Origin of the sequence: Brevibacterium sp. UCMA 11754 (assembly GCF_021532275.1) — a bacterium.
GTDB lineage: Bacteria > Actinomycetota > Actinomycetes > Actinomycetales > Brevibacteriaceae > Brevibacterium.
Window position 1 is genome coordinate 20934 of the sequence record NZ_JACBOT010000017.1, and the last position, 24158, is coordinate 45091.

Sequence of the window (24158 nt, forward strand, 5' to 3'; positions counted from 1 at the left end):
GGGTTCGTCACCTCGTGGAGTGCCCCCGCCGTACCGAGGAATACAGGATCATGTCGCGAGGTTCGCCGCCGACCAGCTGATGTCTGACCAGAAGTTCCTCGCGAACATAGCCTGCTCGCTCTGCGGTGCGAATCGATGCGATGTTCCACGGTTCGATGAACAGGTCGATCCGCTGTACTCCCGGAACAGTCCACCCGAACTCGGTCAGGGCCGCGAGTGCCTCGGCCGCATAGCCGCGCCCACGCTCGGACGGCGCAAGGGCATAACCAGCGCTCGCCCGCCCCTCGTCGAGATCCTTCAGCCAGAGACCGCAGTGACCGATCGCGAACTCATCGGAACGTCGCGCAATCGTGAAGGAGAAGCCAGTTCCCTCTGCATGACGACCCTGCTGGCGTTCGACCCAGTCACTGGCCTCCTGCGTGGTGGCGTCTTCTGGCAGTGAACCCGTCTGCGGCACATAGGGGTCGGTCGACAGCTGCCGAGCCATTGCGGCGTCCCGCGCCTCCACTGCTCGCAGCAGAACCTGCCCAAAAGCCGGTGACTCCGCGGGCCAGGGTGGCAGTGTCATCCGCCCTCGGTGATGGGAACTTCGGCAGCCTTCGGGAACAGAAGGTTATAGGTGAGTCCGGCGACGGCGGCACCAGCGAGCGGTGCGAGGAAGAACACCCACACCTGACCGAGCGCGTCTCCACCGGCGAATACCGCGACACCGAAGGAACGTGCCGGATTCACCGAAGTGTTCGATACCGGAATGGCGACGAGGTGGATGAGTGTGAGTGAGAGGCCGATCGCCAGAGGAGCCATTCCGACCGGGGACCTGTCGTCGGTCGTCCCGAGGATGACGTAGAGGAAGATGGCGGAGAGGACGAACTCGGCGATGAGCACGCTGACCAAGGAGAATCCGTTCGGGGAGAATTCTCCATAGCCGTTCGTCGCCAGTCCGTCCCTCGCAAGCGAATAGTCGGGATTGCCCGAGGCGATGAGGAGCACGACTCCACCGGCGACGATGCCGGCGACCAGCTGTGTGATCCAGTAGGGAACGGCGTCCTTGACCGGTGTCCTGCCTGCTAGCACACAGCCCAGCGTCACCGCGGGATTGAAGTGTCCACCGGAGATATGTCCGACGGCGTAGGCCATGACGACGACGGTGAGACCGAAGGCCAGCGCGACGCCGAGGAATCCGATACCCATGTTGATGCCGTCGTCGCCGACGACCTTTGCTGCGAATACGGCCGCGCCGCAGCCGCCGAAGACGAGGACGAAGGTGCCGAGGAATTCGGCGAAGATCTTTGAGACTAGGGTGGGTTTCTGCTGGAGCGCCATGATGATTGATCCCATCTGTGATGTGTGCCACATATCATGCCGTTTTCCATACTACAGTCACGTCTCAGCAGATGAGCCCAAGTCGCACTGTCGTCTCCTCTCACCGGGTGCAACGCGGGCTCATCCCAACGGCATGACCATGATCAGGCAGGGCCACCTCGGCGAGGGGACCGGCACTTGGTACGCTGACGGACATGAGCGATGTCGACAGCCCGGTTCTCCGCCTGATTCCCTATCTCGCGGCATTCACGGTCGCGGTGTTCGTCGGCCTGCCTGTGATGGGCAACGGAGATCTGTTGACGGCCGTAGTCGTCATCGCCGTCGCCTATTTCGTGACCTACTACCTGGTCAGGTACGTCATCGGACTCATCGTCCGAAACCACCGAAACAGCACCGACGACCAGGACTAGCCGCTACCGCTTATCCTGCGCGGGCACGACGACCTTGCGGATGATGATCATCCCCGAGGCGGCCACGGGCACAGCGACCACGGCGCCGAGGACTCCACCCAGGGTGCCGCCGGCGATGGCCGCGATGATGACGAGCGCACCGGGCACGTTGACCGCGGTCTTCATGATGCGGGGGCTGAGCAGGTACGCCTCCACCTGCATGTACACGAGGTAGTAGATGCCGACGGCGATCCCCAGCCCGGGAGAGACCATGAGGCAGGATCCGGTGATGATGATCGCACCGGTGATCGGGCCGACGAGTGGGATGAGTGAGGCGAGGAACGCGATGAACGCCAGCAGCGCCGGCAGCGGGGCACCGATGATGGTGAGGAAGATCGCCGAGCACACGCCGTTGACGATGCCCAAGGACACCTGTCCCAGAACGTAGCGTCCGATGGATCGGGTGACTTCCTCGGTGACGGATTCGACGGTCGGTCTGGAGCTTGCAGCGACGATGGAGAGCAAGGCCGACTTGATCGTCGGCATCGTCACGGCGAAGTAGATGGTGAGGATGACGACGATGACGACACCGGCGAGGAAGCTGAGAATGCCGGCTCCGATGGACACGACCCCGCCGCCCAACGACACCACGTTCTTCGGGTCGGATGCCCACTCGCCGAGGTTGGCGAAGATCTTGTCGAGATCGACGGCTCCGGTGAATCTCTGTTCGAGGTCGGCGACCCACCCAGTGGCCGCCAGGCTCGCGACGATGTCCGGAAGATCACCGATGAACTGCTGGATCTGGCTGATGACGGCAGGGGCGATGAGCAGCACGGCCCCGGCGACGATGGCGATGAACGCCAGAACGACGAGGACGACCGACAGGGACCGGGGCAGCTTGCGCTCGACCAGCCACAGCACGATCGGTTCGAGTCCGAGCGCGAGGAACAGGGCCAGACCGATGTAGATGATGACAGTCGCCACAGACTGCAGGGCCGTGATCAGCCCGAATGCGAGTCCCACTCCCAGCGTTCCGGTGAAGCCGACCCGGAATGCGCTGTTGAGAGTCAGCGTCTTTCCCTGCCCTTTGCCCATGGTGACAAGTGTAACCAGCGACCATGCGCTGCAGCGTGTTCACGCGTTAGGATCGAGGGCGAGACCTGGCACAATCCTTCAACCGTGTAGAAAGTGGTACGTCGACGATGAGCTCCGATCCGAACAGCATCGATGTCTGGGAGGCATTCCTCGACCCACAGGGCGACTTCTCACTGCCCGACTTCTCCGCGGTCACTCCGGCATCACTGATCGCTGCGGTCAGGGCGGCCACCGACTTCGCGCGGTCCGAGGTCGAAGACATCCTCGGTGATGAGAACGATCCGACGTTCGTGTCGACGACCGTGCGCTTCGAATCCGCGACCATCCCCATGGCCCGGATCTCGGCCGTGGTGAGCGCCGTGGAGTCGAATCATTTCCGTCCCGAGCTCGCCGATGCCGTCGCCGAGGTGTGGGATCGCCTGTCCGCGGCACGGACCCGGATCTTCCTCGACGTCGAACTCTTCCACCGCATCGAGCAGGTCCCCTCCAGCGATCTCAACCCCGAGGACAAACGTCAGCAGGAGCTCACGGTCGAGGAATTCGTGCGTGCGGGAGCCCGCCTCGGCGAAGAGGAGCGGGATCAGATGTCCACGATCGCAGCCGAACTCACGACCCTGGCGACCTCCTTCTCCCGGGCGCTGCAGAAGGACACCCGGGATCTCGCAGTCCACCTCCGCGACGCGCAGCAGCTGGCCGGGATGAGCGAGGACCAGGTCGCCGCAGCCGCGAACCGGGCTGCCGAACGCGGCACGGACGGGTATCTGCTGCCACTGAACAACTTCACTCAGCAGCTCGTCCTCGAGTCCCTGGAATCCGCCGAGACCCGCAGACTGGTGCTCAGAAATTCGACCTCGCGCGGGGCTCGAGGCGGCGAAGGCGACACCCGCACCCAGGTGGCCGATACCACGGCGCTGCGAGCGCTGCAGGCAAAACTGCTGGGATACCCCTCGTACTCATCATTCGCAGTCGACAACCAGACCGCCGGCGGACCGGATGCGGCCGCGGACATCGTCTCCTCACTCATCGCCCCGGCCAACGCTCAGCTGGCGGCGGAGCTGGCGCAGGTCAAAGACCGCTACGGCCTCGATGATGTCGCATCCGAGGATGTCAAACACCAGCTAGCGCGATACCGGGCGGATGAGTTCGGCATCGATGCCGACGAGGTGGCCAAGTACTTCGAGTTCGACACTGTCCTCAATGAGGGCGTCTTCCGCGCCGCAACGGGCCTCTACGGAATCACCTTCGCCCCGCGTGAGTCAGTCATCGGCTGGCACGAAGATGTTCGCTCCTTCGAGGTCACGGACGCCAATGAACGCACCCTGGGACTCATCCTCCTCGACCCGTATTCCCGGGACACGAAGCGCGGCGGCGCCTGGATGGGCGAGTTGGTCACGAGTTCACGACTGACCGGGCACCTGCCCGTCGTCACCCTCTCACTCAACCTGGCCAAACCCGGCGAGGGCCGACCGACGCTGCTCAACCCCACCGAGCTCAACACCTTCTTCCACGAATTCGGCCACGTCCTCCACGGCCTGTTTGCGAACTCGACCTACCCGTCGACAGCCGGCACCGCCGTTCCCCGCGACTACGTGGAATTCCCATCTCAGCTCAATGAGATGTGGCGCTTCCACCCGCAGGTCCTCCCCCACTACGCCAAACACGTCGACACGGGCGACCCGATGCCCGAATCGCTGGTCACTGCCCTCGTCGAAAGCGAGAAGTTCGGGCAGGGATTCGACACGACCGAATACCTCGCCGCGGCCATGCTCGACCTGTCGTGGCATTCCCTTGAAGCCGGTGAGCACATCACAGACGTCCTCTCCTTCGAATCCGAGGTCCTCGCCGCTGCCGGATTCACCACTCTCGTTCCACCCCGTTATCGCACCACCTATTTCGGCCACATCTTCGCCTCAGGCTATGCCGCCGGCTACTACTCCTACCTCTATTCGGAGGTCATTGCGGCCTGGGTCAGCGAATGGTTCGAAGCTCAAGGCGGACTCAACCGTGAGGCCGGCGATGCGTTCCGCGAAGCGATACTGGCCCCCGGCTTCTCCATCGATCCGATGAGCGCGATCGAACGGTTCTTCGGCAAGCGCCCCGATGTGGCGCCGCTGCTGCGCCGCCGCGGACTGGCGGAGCCGGTGGAGGAACCGGCCGAAGCCGTCGAAGAGCCCACCGAGGTCGAAACCGTCGAACCACAGGAACACCGCAACCATGCTGAAGTCGCCAAGGTCCTCGAGGGGAAGGGAATCGAGCCGCAGATCAGACTGTTCACCGATGCCACGCCCACGGCAGCCTCGGCGGCGGAGAAGGTCGGCGTCGACGTCGGCGCGATCGCCAACAGCCTGATCTTCTCCTCCGGCGGGGAACCGGTGCTCATCATGACCTCCGGACGTCACCGCGTGGACACGGAGCACGTGGCCGGGCTCATCGGCGCTGACTCCCTTGACCGGGCCGACAAGGACCTCGTGCGCGCTGCGACCGGACAGGTCATCGGCGGTGTTGCGCCCTGTGGCCACCCGCAGCCGATTCCCACGTATGTCGATACTGCGCTGAAGGACTATCCTGTTCTCTGGGCAGCCGCCGGCACACCGAACTCGATGATGCCGCTGACATACGAACAGCTGCTGTCGATCACCGGAGGGAAGGAAATCACCGTTGTCGAAGAAGGTGCCGAAGGCTGAGGATGAATCGGACAGCACTCTGACGAATCGATTTGCGGCCTTCGCCTCCTCCAGGGGTCGCTACTACGCGGTGATCCTCGCCGTGTTCTCGGCGATCCTCATCATCTCCAACATCTCCGCGACGAAGGTCATCGGCTTCGGACCCATCGTTACCGACGGCGGCGCCTTCCTGTTCCCCATCGCCTACATCCTCGGCGACGTGATCAGCGAAGTCTACGGTTTCAAGGCCGCCCGCAAGGCCGTCATCACCGGCTTCGGGCTGCAGATTTTGGCGACCTTCGTGTTCTGGCTCGTGCTCATCTCACCCCCGGGACCGGGCTATGAGAACCAGGACGCGTTCGCCGCTGTCCTCGGCTTCTACCCGCGCATCGTCGCAGCATCCCTGGTCGGATACTTCTTCGGGCAGCTGCTCAATTCCTATGTGCTCGTGGCCGTGAAGAAGCGGATGGGCGAGCAGAAGCTATGGGTCCGTCTGCTGACATCGACGGGCGTCGGTGAGTTCGTCGACACCCTGCTGTTCTGCGTCATCGCCTTCGCCGGCGTCATCCCCGGCCTCGACTTCATCAACTACATCGTCTTCGGCTTCGTCTACAAGGTCACCGTCGAAGTCATCCTCATGCCCGTGACCTACCGGGTGATCAAGCTGGTCAAGAAACACGAACCCAGCTACGAACTGCCGGACGAAGGCAGCGCGGAGACACACTGACCGCAACGGCGCTGGTTACGGGGCGAAGTGACCGCAGGTTGCGCGGGATCGGCGCGGGATGGGGCCGGCGCGGGATCGGCGCAGCGGGGCGTTCCGCAGAGCAGGTCTCGCTCGATCAACGCCGAGGTCGAATATGTCGTCACCGGCGACGACATATTCAGCGTTCCCGACGATCGAGGCGGCCGCTCACGCGTGACTGCGCGCGAGCGATCACGTTTAGTGCACTCCCCGATCACGTTTAGTGCAGGGAGGCAGTTTGCGAACTGCTCTACTGCGCTGAAAGTGATCAGGATGAGGCCCGATCGGAGCGGCGCTCAACACTGCTTCGCGTAGTAGCGGCCGAGCACCTCGGTCTCGAGTTCGTTGAAGCGGCTCTCTTCCATGGACCGACGAATCTCGGCGACGAGATTGACGACGAAGTACTCGTTGTGGATCGTGCACAGGGTGGAGAAGAGCATCTCCTTCGCCTTGTACAGATGCCTCAGGTAGGCCCGCGAGTAGTTTTCACAGGTGTAGCACTTGCACTCGGGATCGAGCGGTCCGAAGTCCCGGCGATACTTCGCTCCGGTGAGGTTGTAGCGCCCGTCACGCGTGTAGATGGCCGCATTGCGGGCAACGCGCGAGGGTGAGACGCAGTCAAAGGTGTCGGCACCGGTCTTGATCGCCTCGAACAGGTCATCGGGCTCCGAGATGCCCAGCAGGTGGCGGGGTTTGTTCTCCGGCAGCTCCTCGCACACCCAGCGGATGATCGTGCCGAGGTTCTCCTTCTCCAACGCGCCTCCGATGCCGAAGCCGTCGAAGTCCATCGCGCCCAGGTCGTGGGCTGCCTTGCGTCGCAGGTCCTCGTACTGTGCGCCCTGGAGCACGCCGAACAGCGCCTGGTAGGGCCGGTGCGTGCGTGCTTCGGTCTGCCGCTTGTGCTCCTCGATGCAGCGCAGAGCCCACTGACGAGTGCGCTCCAAAGACAGCACCTGGTAGCCGCGGGTGTTGACCAGCGTCGTCAGCTCGTCGAAGGCGAACATGATGTCGGCGCCCAGTTCGTGCTGGACCCGCATGGAGACCTCGGGGGTGAAGCGGTGCATGCTGCCGTCGAGGTGGGATTTGAAGGTCACGCCGTCGTCGTCGACATTCGACATGCGTTCCTTGCCGACGGCAACGAGATCATCGTTCTGCTCCCCCGTCGACTCCATCGAGATGACCTTCTTGAAACCCGAGCCCAGGCTCATGACCTGGAATCCGCCCGAGTCGGTGAACGTCGGGCCCGGCCAGTTCATGAATTTCCCCAGCCCGCCTGCCTCATCGACGAGCTCGGACCCTGGCTGCAGGTAGAGGTGGTAGGCGTTGGAGAGCACTGCCTGACCGCCGAGTTCTTCTACCTCGTCGGGGCGCACCGCCTTGACCGTGGCCTTCGTGCCGACGGGAATGAATGCGGGAGTCGCGATGTCACCGTGCGGGGTGTGGATGACGCCGGTGCGCCCACCCTCGTCGAGGCGAGCTCCGATCTCGAACCCGAATCGGGATCGGTCGTTGATGGCCGGTGAGTCGGTGCTGCCGTCGTTTGAGGAGGCTGTCTCAGATTCTGCGGAGGATTCGATTCGGGTCACCCGACAAGTTTAACTGGGAGCATGTCGACAACCTTCATCCAGATGCTCCGGGCCGCGGAAGTCAGTGGCAAACCCATCATCATCGACGGTGGCCTGGGCACTGCGCTCGAGTCCCGCGGCATCGATCTGCGCCATGAGCTGTGGTCGGCGGCCCTGCTCCGTGATTCCCCCGACACTCTTCGCGAGGTGCACGCCGACTTCATCCGCGCAGGTGCCCGGATCGTCACGACCGCCAGCTATCAGGCGACCCCCTTGGGTTTCGAGCGGGCATCGATCTCCGCCGAGGAGGGACGCGGACTCATCGTGACCAGCGTGGAGGTTGCCGCCCGAGCCGGCGCCGCCCTCGCCGCCGGTTCCGTCGGACCGTATGGGGCCGCCATCGGCAATGGCGCCGAGTACACCGGCGACTACAGCTTGAGCGATGCCGAGTTCACCGAATTCCACCGCCCGCGCATCGAGGCCCTGGTCAGTGCTGGTGCCGATCTGCTGGCCATCGAGACTCAGCCCTCGCTTCCGGAAGCCCGGGTGCTCGCGGGCCTGGCCCAAGAGTTCGGCATTCCTGCCTGGCTGAGCGTGACTCTGGCCGACCATGGGGGCTTGGCCGATGGTCGTCACATGGCCGACGGGACGCCCCTGATCGACCTCGCCGAGGCGGTCGCCGGTTCACCGATGATCCGCGCACTGGGCGTCAACTGCGTGCGCCCATCGCTGATCTCACCCGCACTGAAAGCCTTGGCCAGCGCCACGGACCTTCCGCTCATCGCCTATCCGAATTCGGGCGAGACCTACGATGCGACCAGGATGGAATGGCGCGAAGGTGCGGCCTTCGACACGAGCCCGACGACCCTGTCATCGTGGGTGTCCGCCGGCGCCCGCATCATCGGCGGCTGCTGCCGGACGACGCCGGGCGACATCGCCGGTCTCGTCGCCTCGGCGCACGAACTCAGCCCAGCATCTTCCCCGGGTTGAGGATCCCCAGCGGGTCAAGGGCGTCCTTGATCTGCGTGTGCATCAGCCTGGCTCCAGCGTCGAGCTCACGCCCGAGCCACTCGCGCTTGAGGAACCCGACACCGTGCTCCCCCGTGATCGTCCCTCCCAGATCGAGTCCCAGCTGCATGATCGCGGCGAACGCCTCCTGCGCCTGGCTCACCTGAGCCTCGTCCCCGGCGTCGAAGACCACCGAGGGGTGCATGTTCCCGTCACCGGCATGACCGGCCGTGGCGACCTCGACGTCGAAGCGGGCATCGATGACCGCCAGGCGTTCGAAGAACTCGCCGAGAGCCGAGCGCGGCACGCACACATCATCGACGAGCTCGCCCCCGCCACGAGCGTGCGCGTACTTCTCCATCGCCGGGGCCACCGCCCGACGGGCCGCCACGAGCATCTCCGAATCGGCGGGATCGTCGGAGACGAAGACCTCGGTGCCGCCGTTGGATTCCGCGACCCGGCGGAAGGCTTCGAGCTCCTCCATCGCCCCTGCACCCTTCGCATCCGACTGCACGAGCAGAAGCGCACCGACGCTGTCCGGCAGACCGAAGTCACCGTAGGCATTGATCATCGCCACACTGGGTCCGTCGATGAACTCCAGCATCGACGGATTCGCTCCCGACCCCATGTACTCGGTGACGGTGCGCCCGGCCGATGCGGTGTCAGGGAAGATTCCCACGGCGGTGATCGGCTGCGTCAGTGCCGGTTTCAGGGCCAGCGTCACCTCGACGATGGTGCCCAATGTGCCTTCGGACCCCACGAACAGGGCCGCCAGGTCCAGTCCGGCAACACCCTTGGCCGTCTGCCTCCCCAGCTTCGTCACGGTGCCGTCGGCGAGCACCACGGTCATGGCGCGCACATAGTCCTTGGTCACCCCGTACTTCACGCAGCACATTCCGCCGGCGTTCGTGGCGACATTGCCGCCGATCGTCGAGATCGCCACCGACCCGGGATCGGGAGGATAGGAGAGTCCGTGTTCGGCCAGCGCCGTCTTCAGATCCCGGTTGATGACACCGGGCTGGACCCTGCATGTCTGGTTGACCGGATCGATGTCCACGATCTCGTCCATCGCTGCCACGTTGAGCAGCAGGCAGCCGTCGATCGCGTTGGCAGCGCCCGAGAGACCGGTCCGCGCACCCTGGGAGACCACGGGAAGGCGGTGCTCGGCGGCGAAGGCCATCACGGCCACGACATCATCGACCGTCCGTGCCCTGACCAGGCCCAGAGCCTGCCCGGCCGGGCAGAACATTGCCTTGTCGTAGGCATAGCTGTCGATGACGTCGCGGTCCATGACGAGGGCACCGGGGCTCAGCCGAGCCTCCAGCTCCTGTGTCGGAATCTGGGTCGTGGTGCTCATGCGGTCCTGGACTCTGCGAAGGACTTGGCCACCTCACGCACTCTCTCGAGCGCTTCATCGGCGCCGATGCTGATCCGAACTCCCCCGCTCAGGCGCCGAATGGCCACGGCCTGCTCGGCACACGCGGCTTCGAATGCCTGTGCATCCTCTGCGCCGAGGCTGACCCACACATAGTTGCCCTGGGAGTCGGAGACGGTGAGCCCGGCATCGCGCAGGTCCTGTTCGAGCTGGTCACGGGTGGCCGCAACCTCCTTGGCTCGGACGAGGACCTCGTCATTGCGCGACAGCGACTCCACGGCAGCGACCTGTGCCGCCGAGGTGACGCTGAAGGGTGCGATCACCTGACGCAGTGCGCTTGCGATCGTCGGGTCGGCGACGCCGTAGCCCACACGCAGACCGGCCAGGCCATGTGCCTTGGAGAAGGTCCGTGCCAGCACCAGATTCGGGAACTTCCGGTAGGCGTCCATCCCATCGACCACCTCGGCGTCGGTGGCGAACTCGAAGTAGGCCTCGTCGAGGACGACGATGACCTCGGCTGGGACCTCGGCCATGAAGCCGTCGAGCTCGGACGTCGAGACCGACGGCCCGGTCGGGTTGTTGGGCGAACAGAGCAGGATGAGTCGGGTCGTGTCATCGATGGCGGCGACCAGTCCCTGGAAGTCGTGCCGACCGTCTTCGAGCAGGGGCACGGGCCGCTTCTCCGCACCGCGCGCCGAGGCGAGGATCGGATACATCTCGAACGAGGGCCACGGGTAGACCACCGAGGTCCCGGACTCGAGCGTGATGTTCGTCAGCGCAGACAGGATCTCCGAGGCTCCGGCGCCGGGGACGATCTCGGCCTCATCGACATCGAGGTGGGCCGCTATATCGGTCACCAGCTTCGACGCCTTCGGGTCGGGGTAGTTCGCGGGCACCCGCCCGGCGTCTGCGATCGCGTCGGTGACACCCGGCAGCGGTGCCAGATGGTTCTCGTTCGAGGACAGCTTGTACGGTTTCAGACCTGGTGCGCTGGCCGGGGGTTTGCCCGGCACATAGGGCGGGAATTCGGCCAGGGCATCACGAAGAAGGAAGTGATTCGACATGTGCCCATATTTGCACATCCTGTGGCAGGCGACACAAGGCGTCCAAGGGCTAAAAGTCCGAATGGTCGGAAAATGCCTCACGCCGCGGACGAACATCGGCTGTGAGGTTCCTCGCATGGGACTCCTGTGCCCGGGGGCGGGTTACTGGTTCGCCTGACGCGGAGAGTAGTCTGTGAGGCGAATACATGTAGTCAGTGACGAAGGATGAGAGTCGAAATGCCCTCAACGCAGGAAAAGGTTGACGTTGTCTTGATCGGCGGCGGCATCATGAGCTCCACTCTTGGTGCCATGCTGACCGAACTTCAGCCCGAATGGGATATCCGGGTCTACGAGAAGCTCGACTATGTCGCCGAGGAGAGTTCCGATCCGTGGAACAACGCCGGCACCGGTCACGCCGCCCTGTGCGAGCTCAACTACACTCCTGAGGACGAGAACGGCCACATCGACCTCGCGAAGGCCTCGCAGATCAACGAGCAGTTCCATCACTCCCGCCAGTACTGGTCGCACCTCGTCGACAACGGCGTCCTGGCACAGCCGAAGTCCTTCATCAACCAGGTCCCTCACATCAGCTACGGCCGTGGTGAGAAGGGACGCGACTACATCAAGAACCGCTACGAGCAGATGGTCCGCAATCCGCTGTTCTCCGAGATGGAGTACACCGACGATCCGGACACCCAGGCCGAGTGGCTGCCGCTGATGTTCGAGGGCCGCGGGCCCGGTCAGGTCAACGGCATCTCGCGCACGAAGATCGGTTCGGACGTCGACTTCGGATCGCTGTCTCATCAGCTGCTGAACTATGTCGGCGACAAGGGTGCCACGATCCGCACCAGCCATCAGGTCACCGACCTCGAACGCTCCTCCGACGGCTGGATCGTCACCGTCAAGGACCTGCTCTCCCATGAGACCCACAAGGTCAACGCGAAGTTCGTCTTCGTCGGCGCCGGCGGCGGTGCTCTGCCGCTGCTGCAGAAGTCGGGTATCCCCGAGGGGCGCGGCTACGGCGGCTTCCCTGTCTCCGGCATCTTCCTGCGCACCTCGAACCCCGACCTCGTCGCCCGCCACCAGGCAAAGGTCTACGGCCAGGCATCCTTCGGCGCCCCGGCTATGTCGGTGCCTCACCTCGACACCCGTGTCGTCGACGGCAAGGACTACCTGCTGTTCGGACCCTACGCCGGCTTCTCCCCCAAGTTCCTCAAGGGCGGCCGTTTCACCGACCTGCCCTTCTCAGTGCGCGGGAACAACCTGCCCACGATGCTCAACGTGGCCAAGGACAACACCGACCTCGTCACCTACCTCGTCTCCGAGCTGGCCGCGTCGAAGAAGGCCCGCTTCGAATCGATGCACGAGTTCATCCCGAACATCGACCCCAGCGACTGGGAGTTCATCCAGGCCGGTCAGCGCGTGCAGGTGATGAAGAAGGATTCGAACAAGGGCGGTGTGCTCAGCTTCGGCACCGAGCTCATCTCCTCCGCCGATGGCTCGATCGCCGCTCTCCTGGGCGCCTCGCCCGGTGCATCGACGGCAGTGTCCATCATGCTCAACCTGCTCAAGACCTGCTTCCCTCGCCAGTACAGCGGCTGGGAGCCCTCCATCAAGGACATGGTGCCTTCGCTGGGCCGCAGCCTCGCCGACGACGAGACCCTGCTCAAGGAGCTCTCCGAGTACACGGCGCGCACCCTGCAGCTGATCTGAGCAGCTGAAGCCGTCGCCGTATAGCCGCGCAGCCGGCCGAATGCAGTAACCGCTTGCCAGAGGTGCCAGAGCACGTCACTTGTGCTCTACCCAGGCACTTCCGGCAAGCGGTTACTGCATTCACCCCAACGCCGGCGTGCGCTACAGCTCGACTTGGCGGTTGACGTCCTTGTAGAGCAGGTAGCGGAAGCGGCCCGGCCCACCGGCGTAGCAGGCCTGCGGGCAGAAGGCGCGCATCGAGATGAAGTCACCCTCCTGGACCTCGACCCAGTCGCCGTTGACGCGGTAGACGGCCTTGCCCTCGAGCACGTAGAGGCCATGCTCCATCTCGTGGGTCTCGGCGAAGGGGATCACGGCACCGGGTTCGAAGGTCACGATGTTGACGTGCATGTCATAGGCCAGATTGTCCGGATCCAACGGACGCGTCGTGCGCCACCGGTTGTCGGTGCCCGGCATCGCTGCGGGCTCGACATCGGACTCCTGGCCGAACTTGGCCTCCGGGTTCAGTCCGGCCACGGGCTGGTAGCGCTTGCGGATCCAATGGAAGCGTGCCGCCTCGGCGCCGGTGGACTTCACACTCCACGTCGAACCGGCGGGCAGGAACCCGTAGCCGCCCGGCGTCAGGGTGTGGGCCTGACCTTCGTGGGTGATCTCGAGCTCGCCGACCATGAGGAAGATGAACCCCTCGACCTCGACCTGCGGCTCCGGCTTCTCGGCACCTCCGCCCGGGGCGACTTCGAGGATGGTCTGAGAGAACGTCACCGCGCCCCCGGCCACCGGCTTGCTCAGCACCCAGGAACGGGTCCCCGTCCATTCGGGCAGGTTCGAGGTCACGATGTCGCGCATGACTCCGCGTGGGATCACCGTGTAGGCCTCGGTGACGATCGCACGGTCAGTGAGCAGGTCCGTCTGCGGCGGGTGCCCTCCGGTCGGCGCGAAGTAGGTGTAGGGGTCGGTCGTCGTCATGTGTGCGTGTTCTCCTTCGGAACGGGGGTGGTCAGTACCAGGCGGTTGTGTGTCGCCGAGGTTGCCGGCAGGTCACTCGGGCGCGCCGGTGGCGGCGATGTGATTGAGGGTCGCAATCGACATCTTCGTCCGGTCCGTCACGAATTCCTCGGTGTGGGCACCGCAGGACAGTCCACGGCCCAGGTAGCGGGCCAGCGCCCGCGCGGTCGCCGGCTCGTCGAGGACGGCCGAGTCCTCCTGGAACACGTAGTTGCGCAGTCGGGTCGCCGCACGTTCGGCCCCCTCACGGTAGAAGCGGAAGGTGGCGAGGAAGCGTGTGGGCAGCTGGTGCGGATGCATGTCCCACCCTTGGTAGATGCCGCGCTTGAGGTGCCTGCGGACCAGTCCGGCGTGCAGGCTCCAGGCTCGTTGAATCTCCTCGGGCTCGCCGAGGGGCATGATGTTCGTCGAACCGTCGGAGAGGTGGACGCCGGTGCCGGCGACCGCGAGCATCATCTGGTTCTTCGCGAAGTCGGCCACCGGGTGGTCCATGGCCTGATAGGCAGCGGCAACACCCATCGATGCCGAGTAGTCGTAGGTGCCGTAGTGCAGGGAGGTGATGCGCCCGGCACCGGCGTCGAGGACCGGAGCCAGGGGCACAGTACCGTCGGCGCCGAGGATGAGCTGCGGGGTCTCGACCTGCACCTCGAAGGTGATCGAACCCTCGGCGAGACCGTGCTCGGCCTCCAGCGCACGGCAGGCAAGGACCATGGCGGACACCTGGTCAACGGTGCTCACCTTCGGCAGAGTGAGGACCAGCTGCTTGGGCAGGGATCCGTGGGCGGCGATCACCTCGGCGAGGAACAGGTCCAAGGTGCGCAGACCGCGCGCCCGGGTATCGGCCTCCATGCATTTGAACCGGATGCCAAAGAACGCCGGTGCACCCGTCTCGCTCAGTCCTGCGATCGAGTTGCGCGCGGCCTGGCGGACACAATCGTCCTCGGTCGCATCACCACGATCTCCGAACCCGTCTTCGAAGTCCATCCGCAGGTCCTCGATCGGTTCGACGGCAAGTTTCTTGGTGACCGCCTCGGCGAGCATCTCCGCTTCCCGGGCGACCTGGTGCAGATTGGGCATCGACTGGCTGTCGGGGGCCAGCGTCTCCTTGCGGGAGGCGATGATGACGCGTTCGGCCAACTGGACCATCCCGCCGTTGGCCTCGACGCATTCGAGCGCCTGCTCACCCCATTCGCGGGGCAGGGCCGGGGACGAGAGATGCCCGGGGACGTAGACGGTGTGCACGGGCTGCCTGACCTCGCGCTCGCCGGGATACCGCCTGCTCAGCAGCTCGTCCGTGTCCGCCAGGAGTGAGTCGATGTCGGCCAACGTTGATTGATCCAATTTCACATTCTCTTTCATAGCATCATTGCGCGGGAGGACTGGTCTTCCAACATTGTCTCTCATAAAACAGCGACCGGCCCCCTGTTTCAGGAGACCGGTCGAAGATCAGGAGGAGACAGCGGCGACAGCCTCCGCCACCTTCTTCGCCACGTCGGGGTCGAAGACCGACGGGACGACGTAGCCCGGATGGAGTTCGTCTTCGGGGATGCACGAAGCGATCGCGTCCGCCGCGGCGACCATGATGTTCTCGTCGATGTCTGTCGCCTCGGCGTCAAGGAGTCCGCGGAAGATACCCGGAAAGGCCAGCACATTGTTGATCTGGTTCGGGTAGTCGCTGCGTCCGGTAGCCACGACGGCGGCGTACTTGAGCGCCTCGGCGGGGTCGACCTCCGGGTCGGGGTTGGCCATCGCGAAGACGAGGGCGTCCTTGTTCATGGCCTGGATGTCAGCGCCGTCGAGCACGTTCGGAGCGGAGACGCCGATGAACACGTCGGCGCCGACGACGGCTTCCTTCAGTGTGCCGTCGAAGCCCTCGGGGTTCGTGTTGCGCTGCAGCCACACCTTGTGCTCGGTGTCGACGGTGGACTTCGGTCCGATCGCGCCGTCACGGCCGCAGGCGATGATGTTCTTCGCCCCCGCGACCTGGAGCAGCCGGATGATCGCATTGCCGGCAGCGCCGACGCCTGAGACGACGATGCGCTGATCTTCGAGCTTGCGGCCCACGACCTTGAGCGCGTTCTTCAGCGCGGCGAGCGTGACGATGCCGGTGCCGTGCTGGTCATCGTGGAAGACCGGAATGTCGAGCTCGGTGCGGAGCCTGGCCTCGATCTCGAAGCAGCGCGGGGCGGAGATGTCCTCGAGGTTGATGCCGCCGTAGGCCGGGGCGATGGCCTTGCAGATCGAGATGATCTCCTCGGTGTCCTTGGTATCCAGTGCCACGGGCCAGGCATCGACGCCTGCGAACTGCTTGAACAGGACAGCCTTGCCCTCCATCACCGGCATCGCCGCTTCGGGCCCGATGTCGCCGAGGCCCAGCACTGCGGTGCCGTCGGTGACGACCGCAACAGTGTTGCGCTTGATCGTGAGGCGACGGGCATCGGCCTTGTTCTCCGCGATGGCCATGCACACGCGGGCCACGCCCGGGGTGTAGGCACGGGAGAGGTCGTCGCGGTTGCGCAGAGGCACCTTGGGCGTGGATTCGAGCTTGCCGCCGAGGTGGAGCAGGAAGGTCCGGTCGGAGACCTTGTGGACCTCGACTCCATCAAGCGTGTCGAGTGCTGCCGATACCTCGTCGGCGTGTGCGACATCGCGGGTATCGGCGCTGACGTCGATCATCACCGTATGCGGGGTGGATTCGACGACGTCGAGCGCGGTGATCGCGGCACCGGTGGCTGCAGCGGCGGCCACGAGGTCGGACGTCGATGTCCGACCGACCGCAGTCTCCACGCGAAGAGTGATTGAGTATCCGGGGCTTGGAACAGCCATGGGAGTTATCCTCTCTGATAAGTCTTTTCCGTAGTACGGATAATATCTTCTGTATAGTGGAAAATCTAGCCAGAATGCTCGTGAACGGAAACTTTCTTCCATTTCAGGACTAGACTGAGGGGCAGTTTCGCGCAGCGATGCTGGTTTTCATGTCGTCGGCACTCATCGTCGAGCTGCCACACAAGTCAATGAAGACGAATCCAATGGACGAGGAAGAGGAACTGGGATGACCAGCAATGAGACGAAGGCCCCTGCGATCCGCCAGACGAAGGGCGGCGTCCAGTCCGTCGAGCGCGCCTTCGGGCTCCTCGAATGCATCGCGAACTCCTCCGGCTCTGCCACGCTGAGTCATATCGCCGCCGAGGTGAGCCTTCCCCTCCCGACGATTCACCGCCTGCTCAATACTCTGGTCAACCTCGGGGTGGTGCGTCAGCTGCCCAACCGCGGCTATGCGCTGGGCCCGGGACTGATCCGCCTGGGCAATCTCGCCGGCGCCCAGCTGGGCGCCATCGCCCGCCCCTACCTGCGCACCCTCGTGGACGAACTCGGCGAGTCCGCGAACGTTGCCACCATCGACGGAGACATGGTCGTCTACGTCGATCAGGTGGCCTCGCAGCACCAGATGCGGATGTTCACCGAGGTGGGCCGCCGTGCCCATATGCACGACACCGGAGTTGGCAAGGCGATGCTCGCCGGGCTCGATTCCGAGCAGGTGCGTCACATCGTGACGACCGCCGGGATGCCCACACCCACGCAGTACAGCATCGGCACCGTCGCAGATCTCGAGGCCGAGCTCGTACGCATCCGCGACCGCGGGTACTCGATCGACGAGCAGGAGCAGGAGCTGGGTGTGCGCTGCTTCGCGATGTCGATTCCCGATGCCCCCGCTCCCCTGGCGATCTCCGTGTCCGGACCCATCAGCCGCGTCGACCAGGCCTTCTCAGATCGCGCCATCCCGCTGCTGCGATCGGCCGCCGAGGCGATCTCAGCAGACATGCGCGGCGGCTCCTAGGGCGCAGCACCCGGAGCGCCGCCGCATCCGCGATACAACGGCGGAGCGCCGAAACTCGGTTGTCCGCCCGAACTGAATACTCAGTGACGGGTGGCGTGTCGAGAAACGTATGTGCAATCACGTTTCTAGACACGCCACCCGTTTTTCGCTGCAGAGCGCCGCGCCTCAGCGAGCGCGGTGCCTCAGAGAGCGCGGTGCCTCAGGAATCGCCTCCGGCGGTGCCTGAGGTTCCTGCGTTGACCTCGTTCAGGCGATACTTCTTCGCTGCCTCAACCGGCACCGAGCGAGCGATCTCGCCGCGGTCGGCCAGCAGCTGCAGGGTCCGGACGACCATCGAGTGCGCATCGATCTTGAAATGGCGCCGGGCGGCGGCGCGCGTGTCTGAGAACCCGAAGCCGTCGGCACCCAGTGTCGCGAAGTCCTGGCTGAGGAACGGACGGATGAGGTCAGGCTGTGTGGAGTCGAAATCGCTGGTGGCGACGATCGGGCCCGCCTCGGCGCCCAGGCGCTCGCGCACATAGGGCGTACGCGGCTCGGCTTCGAAGTTCTCGAGCTTCTCGGCCTCGCACCTCAGCGCATCGCGGCGCAGCTCGGCCCATGAGGTCACCGACCAGACAGCCGCATCCACGCCCCATTCCTGAGCCAGCAGACCACGGGCCTCAAGTGCCCACGGGACTGCGACTCCCGACGCGAGCAGCTGAGCCTGCGGACGATCGCCGGCCCCCGCCTCGGCGCCGGTGTCCGCCCCCGCCTCAGCGCCGGTGCCGACATCTGCCACTCGATGGATTCCGCGCAGGATCCCGTCGACGTCGACATCTTCGGGTTCGGCCGGCTGGAGCATCGGCTCGTTGTACACGGTCAGGTAGTACATGACGTTGCGGGCGTCATCGCCGAGGTCGTGCTCGCCGTACATGCGGTGCAGGCCATCACGCATGATATGGCCGATCTCGTATCCGTAGGCCGGGTCGTAGATCCGCACCGCAGGGTTGGTCGCGGCCAACACGGGTGAGTGTCCGTCGGCGTGCTGCAGGCCCTCACCGGTCAGCGTCGTTCGACCGGCTGTGGCGCCGATGATGAACCCGCGGGTCATCTGGTCCCCGGCGGCCCAGAAGGCGTCGCCGGTGCGCTGGAACCCGAACATCGAGTAGAAGACGTAGATCGGGATCATCGGCTCGCCGTGCGTCGAATACGAGGTTCCGGCGGCGGTGAATCCTGCGGCCGCACCGGCCTCGTTGATGCCGACGTGGAGCAGCTGACCCGAGGTCGCCTCCTTGTAGGACAGGAACAGTTCACGGTCGACTGCCAGGTAGTTCTGCCCGTTCGGGTTGTAGATCTTCGCGGTCGGGAAGAATGCATCGATGCCGAAGGTCCGGGCCTCATCGGGGATGATGGGCACGATCCTGTTGCCGATGCCCTTCTCACGCATGAGGTCCTTGAGCAGGCGCACGAAGGCCATCGTGGTCGCGGCCTGCTGATGGCCCGAGCCCTTCTTGGTCTGCGAGAAGGCCTTGTCGGACACGGCAGGCAGGGTCTTCTTGCTGTTCTCGGGCTTGCGATTGGGCAGGAATCCGCCCAACTTGGACCGCTTCTCCAGCATGTACTGGACTTCTTCAGCGTCGTTGCCCGGGTGATAGTAGGGCACCGCGTAGGGGTCTTCGTCGATGACCTTGTCGGTGATCGGGATGTCCATCCGGTCGCGGAAGGCCTTGACGTCGGCGGCCGTGAACTTCTTCATCTGGTGCGTGGCATTGCGCGACTCGAAGGTCGTGCCCAAGCCGTAGCCCTTGACCGTCTGGACGAGGACGACGGTCGGCTTGCCCTTCGTGTTCACGGCCTGCTCGTAGGCGGCATAGACCTTGTGATAGTCGTGACCGCCGCGCTTGAGGTTCCAGATGTCGTCGTCGCTCAGGTCCTCGACGAGGCCCTTCGTCACCGGTGAGCGGCCGAAGAAGTTGTCGCGGATGAATCCGCCGGACTCGGCCTTGAAGGTCTGGTAGTCACCGTCGAGGGTCTCGTTCATGATCCGGACCAGCTCGCCGGTGTGGTCGGCGTCGAGCAGGGAGTCCCATTCGCGACCCCAGAGGACCTTGATGACGTTCCAGCCGGCGCCGGTGAAGACCGCTTCGAGCTCCTGCACGATCTTGCCGTTGCCGCGCACCGGTCCGTCGAGTCGCTGCAGGTTGCAGTTGATGACGTAGGTGAGGTTGTCGAGGCCCTCGTTCGCGGCCAGCTGGAGCGCGCCGCGTGATTCCGGCTCGTCCATCTCGCCATCGCCGAGGAAGGCCCAGACGCGCTGATCGGAGGTGTCCTTGATGCCGCGGTTGTGCAGGTAGCGGTTCATCTGCGCCTGGTAGATCGAGTTGATCGGGCCCAGACCCATCGACACGGTCGGGAACTGCCAGAAGTCCGGCATCAGGCGCGGGTGCGGGTAGGAGCTCAACCCGTCAGGGGCCTTCGAGGCCTCCTGCCGGAAGCCGTCGAGCTGCTTGTCGCTCAGACGGTTTTCGAGGTATGCCCTGGCATACATGCCGGGTGAGGCGTGCCCCTGGAAGAAGACCTGGTCGCCGCCGCCGGAATGGTCCTGCCCGCGGAAGAAGTTGTTGAACCCGATCTCGTAGAGGGTCGCGGCACCGGCGTAGGTCGAGATGTGTCCGCCGACGGAGATCTCGGGACGCTGAGCCCGGTGGACGAGCATCGCGGCGTTCCAGCGCAGCCATTTGCGGTACTTGCGCTCGAGGCGCTCATCGCCCGGGTAGGCAGGTTCCTGATCGGCCGGGATCGTGTTGACGTAGTCGGTGGTCGTGACCTTGGGCTGGGCCACCGAGTTCGATGCGGCACGGCGGCGCAGGGCCTCCATGATCTCGGCCGCACGCAGAGTTCCACGCTGGTTGACCAGTCCCTCCCAGGACTCGAGCCACTCGTCGATCTCTTCGTCACCGGTTCCCCTCGGGATCGCCGAGGTTGTGTCCTGGGTCATAGTTCTCCCTCTCAAACACGTCAGGCCCACGGGAAGGTGTTCCCGTGGACCCGACTATGGAATTTATCAGCAGAAGCCGGCGATCTGCGCCCAGGCGTCCTTGTTCTCCTCCACCCCGTCACGGGTGAAGGTGGCCTCGATCAACCCGTAGGGCCGATCAGCGACGATGAGCACTTCGTTCGGGTTCTCCAAGCCGAAGCGTTCGATGTCGTAGAGGAAATGGTGCTTGTTCGGGCACGAGAAGCGGATCTCGTCGATCTCCGGCACAGCCTCGATGACCTTCTCACCCATCTGGTACAGGGTGTGCTGCAGGGCATGCGAGTAGTGGTCGGTGAACGAGTCGAGGATGATCTCCTTGACTTGTCTGTACACGCCCTCGAAGTCGAGATCCGTGGTGTTGTAGATCCAGCGGGTCGCGATGTCGGTGGCGAGGATGCGGTCGTCGGTCTCCGGCAGGGTCGTGTACTTGTCCTTCGGGTAGCCGACGAAACCTGATTCGGTGGTCTTGAGCACGGTCAGCCCGTAGAAGCCGGAGATCAGGGTGGTGGTGTCGCCGTCGCGGGTCAGCACCGCGGTGCGGGTCTCCGGCGCTGACTTGTAGAAAGAGTGGTTGTGATCGTTGATGCGCGACCAGCCGTACTCTTCGGCTGCCCAGCGTCCGCCGGTGACCCAGTCGAAGCTGGAGGTGAAGTGCTCGCCGAGTCCGAGGAGGAACTGCTCGGGTGAACTCACTCCGAGTTCCTTGGCCTTGGCGAAGACCGTGTTCTTCTGGGTGTCGGTGGCGACGACGTGTTCGTTGTTGCCCTCGGTATGCGCGGTCTCGAAGTCGCCCCACAGCTGGGAGGTGACGTTGAGGTCGCGGATCTCGTGACGTTCGGAGTCACGGTAGACCCTCATCAGACGATTCTCCGCCTTGCCGTACTGATTCGTCGTCAGTTTCACCTTGCTCATCTTCTTGCTCCTGTTGCCTATGCCAACGACCGCGCCGCACTCGTCACCGAGTCCGACATGGCCGCTGTGACCAATTGATTTGCGAGGTCACCGGGCGTCGAACCCGGCGAACTTCGGCGGTTTGTTGAGGATCATGATCCTGCAGGGGGCCTGCTTCCCCTGATGTCTTATGGGTGGTGCCGTCCACTCAGCTTCCCCGGTAGGTGCTGTACGCGAACGGGCTCAGCAACAATGGTATGTGATAGTGCGCCTCGCCTGCCTTGACCGTGAAGTCGATCGTCACCTGCGGGTGGAAGTGATCCTGCCCCTGGGCCTCGAAGTAGGCACCGGTACCGAATACGATCCGATAATCACCGGCGCCGAGGTGGTCCGGTCCGAATTCCGAGACACGACCGTTGCCGTCGGTGCGGGCGTTGGCGAGCACTTCGGTGCCGGAGTAGAGCGTGACCTCGAGGTCGGCGGCAGGGGTGCCGAGCGTGGAGTCGAGAGCGTGGGCGGAGATGAAGCTCATGCGAGGAGTCCTTCGAGTCTGAGTGCGGCGATCTGGATCAGCTGTTCGCCGACCTCGGCGAGTTCGTCGGTGTCGGTATTGGCCATGCGGCGCTGAAGTTCGGCGAGGATCTCCTCGGGGCTGCGACCGGCTGCGCGAATGAGGAAGACGCGGTCGAAGTGCTCTTCGTAGGCGGCGTTGCCCGCGGCGAGGCGCTCCTGTACGTCACCGTCGAGGGAACCCAGGCCAGCCTGCTCGCGGGAGGAATGAGCCGCCTCGGCGGAAGAGCCTTCGGCCTTCTCACCGATCCGGGGATGGTGGGACATGGCCTGGTTGATCTCGTCGTCGGTCAGTGGGGTCGCGCTGGTGCGGGCGGCCTCGAGGGCAGCTTCCACAGTGGAGAACGGCCGCGCTGCGTCGACCCCGTCGATCCATCGGTCGACGTCGAGGCACGGGCGCAGTGTCGCGCGGGCATCGTCGGTCGACAGCTGATTGAACTCGCCTAGGTCCACATTGACCTCCTGAGAAAATCGAGATGCTGAACCACTGAGAATGTGTTTCACATCACGGAAGATTGTTTCCATTTAACTGCTTCGAGTTTGACCCCAGGTCCGCGCTAAGTCAAATTCCGTGATCGACGTCAGCGCCCCTCTCCGGAGGATTTGGAAAAGTTATTCCACAAAGCGGATAATGATGGCAGAGTCCCTCGCGCAGTCCGCGTTCTGGGCACTTGGCCATCGTTTTCTCGACAATGAGGTTGAATGACGTCATGAGCATGGAAGCACCCACGATCGTCTGCGCGCCCGATTCCTTCAAGGGTTCGGCCGGCGCCCCCGCTGCCGCTGCCGCCCTGGCTCGCGGTGCCCGCCAAGTGTTCCCCGACTCGCAGATCACCGACCTGCCCTTCGCCGACGGCGGTGAGGGAACCCTCGATGCACTGCTGGCCGTGTGGGGCACCCCGGCTCGCTCAATCGAGGTCGTCGATGCCCTGGGCCGGCCGACGACAGCCCTGTTCGGCATCTCCGCTGACGGGAAGACCGCGGTCATCGAGGCGGCTCAGGCCAATGGTCTCCCCCAGGTCTCCGACGTCGCCCTCGCACCCGAGCGCGCCGATACATACGGCGTTGGCCTCCTCGCCCGCCACGTCCTGGACCAGGGGGTGGAGGAGATCCTGCTGTGCATCGGCGGCTCAGCGAGCACCGATGGCGGCGTCGGCATCGCCTCGGCCTTGGGCGCAGCCTTCGCCGACTCCTCCGGTGCGCCGATCGCTCCCGGTGGCGGCGGGCTGTCCTCCTTGGCCGGCGTCGATGTCTCCGCATTGGATCCGCGTGCCCGCGAGGTCCGCTGGCGCATCGCCGTCGACGTCGACAATCCGCTCACCGGCCCTCGTGGCGCCGCCGCAGTCTTCGGTCCGCAGAAGGGCGCCGATGCGGCGTCCGTTGCCGTCCTCGACTCCGGACTGGCCCACCTCGCCGAGGTGCTCGCCGGATCGGCTGCTCAGGCTGAGTCTTTGGCGGCGACACCGGGGTTCGGTGCCGCCGGCGGAATCCCTCTGGCCCTGACGAGCCTGCTGGGCGCCGAGGTCGTACCCGGGTCGACGATGGTCGCCGAGGCCGTGGGCCTGACCGAGGCCCTGGCCGCCGCCGACATCGTGCTCACGGGCGAAGGATCCTTCGATTCCCAGTCTCTGGGCGGGAAGGTCGTCGCGGCCGTACGCGACTATGCCCCCGCCTCGGCGAGGATCATCGTCATCGCCGGCCGCGTCGCCCTCAGCCCTGCCGAATGCCGTGAGGCCGGCATCACGGCGGCCCTGTCGATCGCGCCGGGCCCCGCCGACCTCGCCGAGCTCTCCGGCCGCGCCGAAGAACTCATCGAAGCCACCGCCGCCCACGCCTGCGCGCTCGTGGACGCGGGCGCTGGCACCGCGGGCGCGCAACAGAACTGACCACCAAGGACACCAGCAGTCACCTACGAAAGG

The 24158-nt window shown here is 64.7% G+C and carries 20 protein-coding genes; 7 read left to right on the top strand and 13 right to left on the bottom strand.

The window, feature by feature from the left end:
• Positions 1–7: 7 nt before the first annotated feature.
• Together HX613_RS08325 and aqpZ are read right to left on the bottom strand one after the other, a co-directional pair.
• Positions 8–568: a GNAT family N-acetyltransferase gene (locus tag HX613_RS08325; protein ID WP_235344905.1), complete on the bottom strand. Its 561-nt coding sequence runs from the start codon at positions 566–568 to the stop codon at positions 8–10.
• Complete coding sequence (gene aqpZ, locus HX613_RS08330; RefSeq protein WP_235344906.1) at positions 565–1338, bottom strand: aquaporin Z; 774 nt, start codon at positions 1336–1338, stop codon at positions 565–567. Before aqpZ ends, HX613_RS08325 begins: the two co-directional genes overlap by 4 nt.
• A gap of 179 nt (positions 1339–1517) precedes the next feature.
• Between aqpZ and HX613_RS08335 the strand changes: the two genes are divergently transcribed.
• A complete protein-coding gene (locus HX613_RS08335; protein ID WP_235344907.1) occupies positions 1518–1733 on the top strand; it encodes a hypothetical protein in 216 nt (71 codons plus the stop codon).
• A gap of 3 nt (positions 1734–1736) precedes the next feature.
• On the opposite strand, the gene HX613_RS08340 is transcribed toward HX613_RS08335, so the two are convergent.
• Positions 1737–2807 carry an AI-2E family transporter gene (locus HX613_RS08340; protein WP_235344908.1) on the bottom strand — a complete coding sequence of 357 codons (1071 nt, stop codon included), beginning with the start codon at positions 2805–2807 and terminating at the stop codon, positions 1737–1739.
• A gap of 107 nt (positions 2808–2914) precedes the next feature.
• On the opposite strand from HX613_RS08340, the gene HX613_RS08345 reads away from it, so the two are divergent.
• Entirely contained in the window at positions 2915–5491 is a 2577-nt protein-coding gene (locus tag HX613_RS08345; protein ID WP_235344909.1) for a M3 family metallopeptidase, read from the top strand.
• Positions 5466–6197, top strand: a complete 732-nt coding sequence (locus tag HX613_RS08350; RefSeq protein ID WP_235344910.1) for a queuosine precursor transporter — start codon at positions 5466–5468, stop codon at positions 6195–6197. Before HX613_RS08345 ends, HX613_RS08350 begins: the two co-directional genes overlap by 26 nt.
• A gap of 314 nt (positions 6198–6511) precedes the next feature.
• Here the strand turns inward: HX613_RS08350 and tgt are convergent, their stop codons facing one another.
• Positions 6512–7801, bottom strand: coding sequence for a tRNA guanosine(34) transglycosylase Tgt (gene tgt, locus HX613_RS08355; protein ID WP_235344911.1), 1290 nt, complete (start codon positions 7799–7801; stop codon positions 6512–6514).
• 21 nt (positions 7802–7822) lie between these two features.
• Between tgt and mmuM the strand changes: the two genes are divergently transcribed.
• Entirely contained in the window at positions 7823–8770 is a 948-nt protein-coding gene (gene mmuM / locus HX613_RS08360) for a homocysteine S-methyltransferase (protein WP_235344912.1), read from the top strand.
• Here the strand turns inward: mmuM and HX613_RS08365 are convergent.
• Both HX613_RS08365 and hisC read right to left on the bottom strand, forming a co-directional pair.
• A complete protein-coding gene (locus HX613_RS08365; protein WP_235344913.1) occupies positions 8745–10145 on the bottom strand; it encodes an FAD-binding oxidoreductase in 1401 nt (466 codons plus the stop codon). The genes mmuM and HX613_RS08365 overlap by 26 nt on opposite strands.
• Positions 10142–11227, bottom strand: coding sequence for a histidinol-phosphate transaminase (gene hisC / locus HX613_RS08370; RefSeq protein WP_235344914.1), 1086 nt, complete (start codon positions 11225–11227; stop codon positions 10142–10144). The genes HX613_RS08365 and hisC overlap by 4 nt, the downstream gene beginning before the upstream one ends.
• Before the next feature lie 216 nt (positions 11228–11443).
• On the opposite strand from hisC, the gene HX613_RS08375 reads away from it, so the two are divergent.
• On the top strand, positions 11444–12919 hold the full coding sequence (locus HX613_RS08375) for a malate:quinone oxidoreductase (RefSeq protein ID WP_235344915.1): 1476 nt from the start codon (positions 11444–11446) through the stop codon (positions 12917–12919).
• A gap of 141 nt (positions 12920–13060) precedes the next feature.
• Here the strand turns inward: HX613_RS08375 and HX613_RS08380 are convergent, their stop codons facing one another.
• From HX613_RS08380 to HX613_RS08390, 3 genes are all read right to left on the bottom strand, one after another.
• Positions 13061–13885, bottom strand: coding sequence for a bifunctional allantoicase/(S)-ureidoglycine aminohydrolase (locus HX613_RS08380; RefSeq protein ID WP_235344916.1), 825 nt, complete (start codon positions 13883–13885; stop codon positions 13061–13063).
• Between the two features lie 72 nt (positions 13886–13957).
• Positions 13958–15265 (bottom strand): DUF6986 family protein, encoded by a 1308-nt coding sequence (locus HX613_RS08385; protein WP_235344917.1) that lies wholly within the window; start codon positions 15263–15265, stop codon positions 13958–13960.
• Positions 15266–15370: 105 nt separating this feature from the next.
• Positions 15371–16750, bottom strand: coding sequence for an NAD-dependent malic enzyme (locus HX613_RS08390; RefSeq protein WP_235344918.1), 1380 nt, complete (start codon positions 16748–16750; stop codon positions 15371–15373).
• Positions 16751–16976: 226 nt separating this feature from the next.
• Here HX613_RS08390 and HX613_RS08395 point away from each other — a divergent pair, with 226 nt between their 5' ends.
• The gene (locus tag HX613_RS08395) at positions 16977–17762 is read left to right on the top strand and encodes an IclR family transcriptional regulator (RefSeq protein ID WP_235344919.1); all 786 of its coding nucleotides are present in this window, start codon (positions 16977–16979) and stop codon (positions 17760–17762) included.
• 199 nt (positions 17763–17961) lie between these two features.
• On the opposite strand, the gene aceE is transcribed toward HX613_RS08395, so the two are convergent.
• The 4 genes from aceE to uraD all read right to left on the bottom strand — a co-directional run bounded on the left by aceE (position 17962) and on the right by uraD (position 22692).
• On the bottom strand, positions 17962–20739 hold the full coding sequence (aceE, locus tag HX613_RS08400; protein WP_235344920.1) for a pyruvate dehydrogenase (acetyl-transferring), homodimeric type: 2778 nt from the start codon (positions 20737–20739) through the stop codon (positions 17962–17964).
• A 66-nt stretch (positions 20740–20805) separates the two neighbouring features.
• Positions 20806–21690 carry a factor-independent urate hydroxylase gene (pucL, locus tag HX613_RS08405; protein ID WP_235344921.1) on the bottom strand — a complete coding sequence of 295 codons (885 nt, stop codon included), beginning with the start codon at positions 21688–21690 and terminating at the stop codon, positions 20806–20808.
• A gap of 187 nt (positions 21691–21877) precedes the next feature.
• A complete protein-coding gene (gene uraH / locus HX613_RS08410) occupies positions 21878–22201 on the bottom strand; it encodes a hydroxyisourate hydrolase (protein ID WP_092103512.1) in 324 nt (107 codons plus the stop codon).
• Positions 22198–22692, bottom strand: coding sequence for a 2-oxo-4-hydroxy-4-carboxy-5-ureidoimidazoline decarboxylase (gene uraD / locus HX613_RS08415; RefSeq protein ID WP_235344922.1), 495 nt, complete (start codon positions 22690–22692; stop codon positions 22198–22200). The genes uraH and uraD overlap by 4 nt, the downstream gene beginning before the upstream one ends.
• A gap of 263 nt (positions 22693–22955) precedes the next feature.
• Here uraD and HX613_RS08420 point away from each other — a divergent pair, with 263 nt between their 5' ends.
• Positions 22956–24125, top strand: coding sequence for a glycerate kinase family protein (locus HX613_RS08420; RefSeq protein WP_235344959.1), 1170 nt, complete (start codon positions 22956–22958; stop codon positions 24123–24125).
• The last annotated feature ends 33 nt before the right edge of the window (positions 24126–24158 follow it).